5 protein-coding genes are annotated in these 4,251 nt (G+C 64.7%); 4 read left to right on the top strand and 1 reads right to left on the bottom strand.

Annotation, left to right across the window (positions count from 1 at the left end):
- Positions 1–279 (bottom strand): hypothetical protein (locus WCB02_RS16920; RefSeq protein ID WP_423959691.1); only part of this gene is annotated, 279 nt, incomplete at its 3' end.
- A 113-nt stretch (positions 280–392) separates the two neighbouring features.
- On the opposite strand from WCB02_RS16920, the gene WCB02_RS16915 reads away from it, so the two are divergent.
- The 4 genes from WCB02_RS16915 to WCB02_RS16900 form a co-directional block, all read left to right on the top strand.
- Complete coding sequence (locus WCB02_RS16915) at positions 393–1,271, top strand: FAD binding domain-containing protein (protein ID WP_423959689.1); 879 nt, start codon at positions 393–395, stop codon at positions 1,269–1,271.
- Entirely contained in the window at positions 1,261–1,752 is a 492-nt protein-coding gene (locus WCB02_RS16910; RefSeq protein ID WP_423959688.1) for a (2Fe-2S)-binding protein, read from the top strand. The genes WCB02_RS16915 and WCB02_RS16910 overlap by 11 nt, the downstream gene beginning before the upstream one ends.
- Entirely contained in the window at positions 1,749–4,109 is a 2,361-nt protein-coding gene (locus WCB02_RS16905; protein WP_423959687.1) for a molybdopterin cofactor-binding domain-containing protein, read from the top strand. The genes WCB02_RS16910 and WCB02_RS16905 overlap by 4 nt, the downstream gene beginning before the upstream one ends.
- A partial coding sequence (locus WCB02_RS16900; protein WP_423959693.1) for a ring-opening amidohydrolase occupies positions 4,106–4,251 on the top strand: 146 nt, incomplete at its 3' end. The genes WCB02_RS16905 and WCB02_RS16900, both read left to right, overlap by 4 nt.

Raw genomic sequence — 4,251 nt, 5'->3', positions numbered from 1 at the left:
CTCGAATGTCAGCGAGATGTTTTGCGCATCGACCACAAGTCGCCTGGGCGAGGGTTTGGGGCTCGCGTCTGAAACCGCGGTCAAAGGTTTGGAAGCCGAGGGCACCAGGGTCAGGTTAGCTCCGTGATCGACCGGGCGAGGCCTCGCGACCGGTGCTTTGGCAGGTTGGATTGGCTTGATCGACGCCATCTTTGGATTGTGGCAAAAGCCGGAAGCCAAGGCTCGCCCAATGTTTACGCACGCCGGCAGAATAATGAGCAGCGATTCGCTGGATTTCAATGCAAATCCGGTGCTTTACCGGCCCCGCGGCTTTTGACTTGTGGACAGGTGCGACGGATACTTGCGTCTTAACTTTGGCGTATCCAAAACGAATGCAGGTCCCGAGCGCGCATATGAAGCCTGCTCCCTTTAAATATGTCGCAGCTTCGTCCCTCGATCACGCTCTCTCCCTCAAGGCCGAATATGGCGACGAAGCCAGATTCCTCGCGGGCGGCCAGAGTCTGATACCGGCGATGAACTTCCGGCTGGCGCGGCCCGCCGTGCTGATCGACATCAATGGGTTGGCGGACTGTGCCGGCGTGCACCGGGCAGCCGGGAAGGGCGTCAGCGTCGGCGCGCTGACGCGCTATCGCGCCCTCGAAAACGACCGGGATTTCCTCAACGCCTGTCCGCTGTTCGCCGACGCGCTTCCCCATATCGCGCACCCGCAGATCCGCAATCGCGGCACCATTGGCGGCAACCTGTCCCATGCCGATCCGGCGTCCGAACTGCCGGCGGTCGCAACCGCGATGCAGGCGCTGATGCGGATCAGGTCGGTATCCGGCGAGCGGGAGGTCGCAGCGTCGGAATTTTTCGCCGGCCTTTTGACGACCGATATCGCAGCCGACGAGATGCTGGTGGAGATCAGCTTTCCCGAAGCGGCGCCACGATCGGCGTCGTGCTTCATGGAAGTCGCGCGCCGGCGCGGCGATTTCGCGCTGTGCGGTGTCGCGGCCGTGGTCACGCTTGATGACGACGGGCGCTGCGCGAATCTGCGGCTGGCGCTGTGTGGCGTCGGCGAAACCCCGGTCGACGCCAGCGAGGCCTGCGCTGCGCTGATCGGGCAATTCCTGACCGACAAAGCGATCGGAGCGGCCGCCGCGGCAGTGCCAAGTGCGATCGAACCTTCCGGCAATGTTCATGCAACTCCCGACTACCAGCGGCACATCGCCGGCGTCCTGACCCGGCGCGCGATCACCACCGCGCACCACCGGATCGGTCATGCCGCCTGACCGCCACGACATCGACCTGTCCGTGAACGGCACGCGGTACCGCCGCGCCGTCGAATCCCGCATGCTGCTGTCGGACTTCCTGCGCCACGAATTGCAGCTCGCCGGCACCCATGTCGGTTGCGAGCATGGCGTCTGCGGTGCCTGCACCGTGCTGCTCGACGGCTTGCCGGTGCGCGCCTGCCTGATGCTCGCCGTACAGGCCAATGGCCATGAACTGTCGACGGTGGAGGGGCTTGCGAGCGAAGCCGGTGAGCTGCATCCGATTCAGCAGGCGATGCACACCCATCACGGCCTGCAGTGCGGCTATTGCACACCGGGAATCCTGATGACGATGACGGCGTTTTTGAAGGACCACCCCGCGCCGACGGAAGCCGAGCTGCGCGAGGCGTTGTCCGGCAATCTCTGCCGCTGCACCGGTTATCAGAATATCGTCGATGCCATGCTGGCGGCGGCGCAGGCGATGCGGGTCGCGGCGCCATGACCACGCGGTTCTTTGGCGCGCCGATCAAACGCAACGAGGACAGGAAGCTCCTGACCGGGCAGGCGCTGTTCATCGACGATGTCGAACTGCCGGGCATGCTGCACGCCGCGTTCCTGCGCAGCCAGGCGGCGCACGCCCGGATCAAGCGGATCGACGCATCGGCGGCCTTGCAGCGCCCGGGCGTGATCGCGGTCTATACCGCCGATGATTACGGCGCATACTGCCAGCCCGGCCCGCTGCTGGTGCCGCCGCCGCCCATTCCCGAGATCGTCTTCAACCTGCGCACGCATATGCCGCTCGCCAAGGACAAGGTCCGCTACGCCGGCGAGCCGCTCGCCGTCGTCGTCGGCGAAAGCCGCTACATCGCCGAGGACGCGCTCGACGATATCCTGGTCGATCTGGAGACGCTGCCGGCGGTGGTCGATCTCGAAGCCGCGCTGGCGAAGGGCGCGGCGTCCGTTCATGACGATCTCGGCACCAATGTCGCCGCCCATGTCCGGCAGAGCAAAGGCGATTATCGCAAGGCAGCCGCCAAGGCCGATCTCGTGCTCAAGCGCCGCTTTCATTACGAGCACGGCATCTCCTCGCCGATCGAAACCCGCGGCGTGGTCGCGCAATGGGATGCGCGCGGTCAGCACTTGACGGTCTGGGACACCACGCAGGCGCCCGTGTTCGTCCGCAACGGCCTTGCCGCCATGCTCGGTCTCGGCGAGCGCCAGGTGCGGGTGATCGCGCCCTTTGTCGGCGGCGGGTTCGGGCCGAAGATCATGATGTTCTATCCGGAAGAGGCCGCGCTGCCCTGGATCTCCATGCGGCTCAACCGCCCGGTGAAATGGATCGAGGACCGGCTGGAGCATTTCGTCGCGACCACGCATGAACGCGGCCAGATCCACGACGCCGAGATCGCTATGTCCGAGGATGGCCGCATCCTCGGCGTCAAGGACGTCTTCCTGCACGACACCGGCGCCTATAATCCGTACGGGCTGACGGTACCGATCAACAGCCAGTGCACCTTGCTCGGGCCCTATGTGATCCCGTCCTACGACAGCACGTTTACCGCCGTCTTCACCACGCTGCCGATCGTGACGCCCTATCGCGGCGCCGGCCGTCAGCACGGCGTGTTCGTGATCGAGCGGCTGCTGGATCTTGCGGCGCGCGAACTGGACATCGATCGCGCCGAAATCAGGCGCCGCAATCTGATTCCGGCCGACGCCTTTCCGTATCGGAACGAGATCATCTATCAGGACTTTCAGCCGCTGGAATATGACAGCGGCAATTACGAGCCGGTGCTCGACAAGGCACTCGAGCTGATCGGCTATGACGCGTTCATCAAGCAGGAGCAGTCCAAATTCCGCAGCGAGGGGCGCTGCGTCGGTATCGGCGTCGCCTGCTATGTCGAGGGCACCGGAATCGGGCCCTACGAAGGCGCCAGGGTCCAGGTCCAGGCCAACGGCAAGGTTTCGGTCGCGACCGGGATCGGCACCCAGGGCCAGGGGCATTTCACGAGCTTTGCCCAGATCGTCGCCGACGCGCTCGGCGTCGACGTCACCGACGTCGATATCGTGACCGGCGACACCGACCAGTTCTATTGGGGCGCCGGCACCTTTGCGAGCCGCGGCGCCGTGGTGGCCGGCAATGCCGTCAGCGCAGCCTCGCACGCGGTGCGCAAGAAGGCGCTGAAGCTCGCGAGCGACGCGTTTGAGTGTTCCGAGGACGATCTAATCGTCGCCGACGGCAAGGTGTCGATCATAGGCATCCCCGAAAAGTTCATCCGGTTGGGGGAACTGGCGCAGCGCGCCAATCCGATGCGCGGCGCGGTCAAGCCGGGGACCGAGCCCGGCCTGGAGTCGACGCAATATTTCGGGCCACCGAGCGGCGCGACCGCCAACGGCGTCCATGCCATCATCGTCGAGGTCGATCCGGACACCTTCGAATTGCAGATCCTGAAATACGTCGTGGTGCATGATTGCGGCACCGTGATCAATCCGATGATTCTCGGCGGCCAGATTCACGGCGGTGTCGCGCAGGGCATCGGCAACGCCTTCTACGAAAAGCTTGTTTTCGACGACCAGGGCCAGCTGCTCAACGCCTCGCTGGCCGATTATCTGCTGCCGACCGCGCTGGAAGTGCCGCGCATGGAGCTCGATCACACCACGACGCCATCGCCGCTCAACCCGTTAGGGATCAAGGGCGCGGGCGAAGCCGGCGCTATTCCCGTCGGCCCGCTGTTCGCGCAGGCCATCGAGGATGCGCTCGATCTGTCGCGGAACAAGATCGAGCTCCTGGAAATTCCCTTAAGCCCGAGCCGGCTGTTCGAACTGACGCGCAAGGGACGGGAGAAGGGAGACGGCTCATGAGAACCGCAAAAGTCTTTCGGCTGTCGATGGCGCATCCCGGCGACCTCTCCGAGCTCGAGAACCTGATCGTCGGAGGCACCGTCCGCGCCGCCGATGTCACCGCCATCATCGGCAAGACCGAGGGCAATGGCGGGGTCAACGA

It is taken from the genome of Bradyrhizobium sp. (assembly GCF_049581145.1).
GTDB lineage: Bacteria > Pseudomonadota > Alphaproteobacteria > Rhizobiales > Xanthobacteraceae > Bradyrhizobium.
Note: the sequence above shows the minus strand (reverse complement) of the source record. Positions and strands in the feature narration are given on the sequence as shown.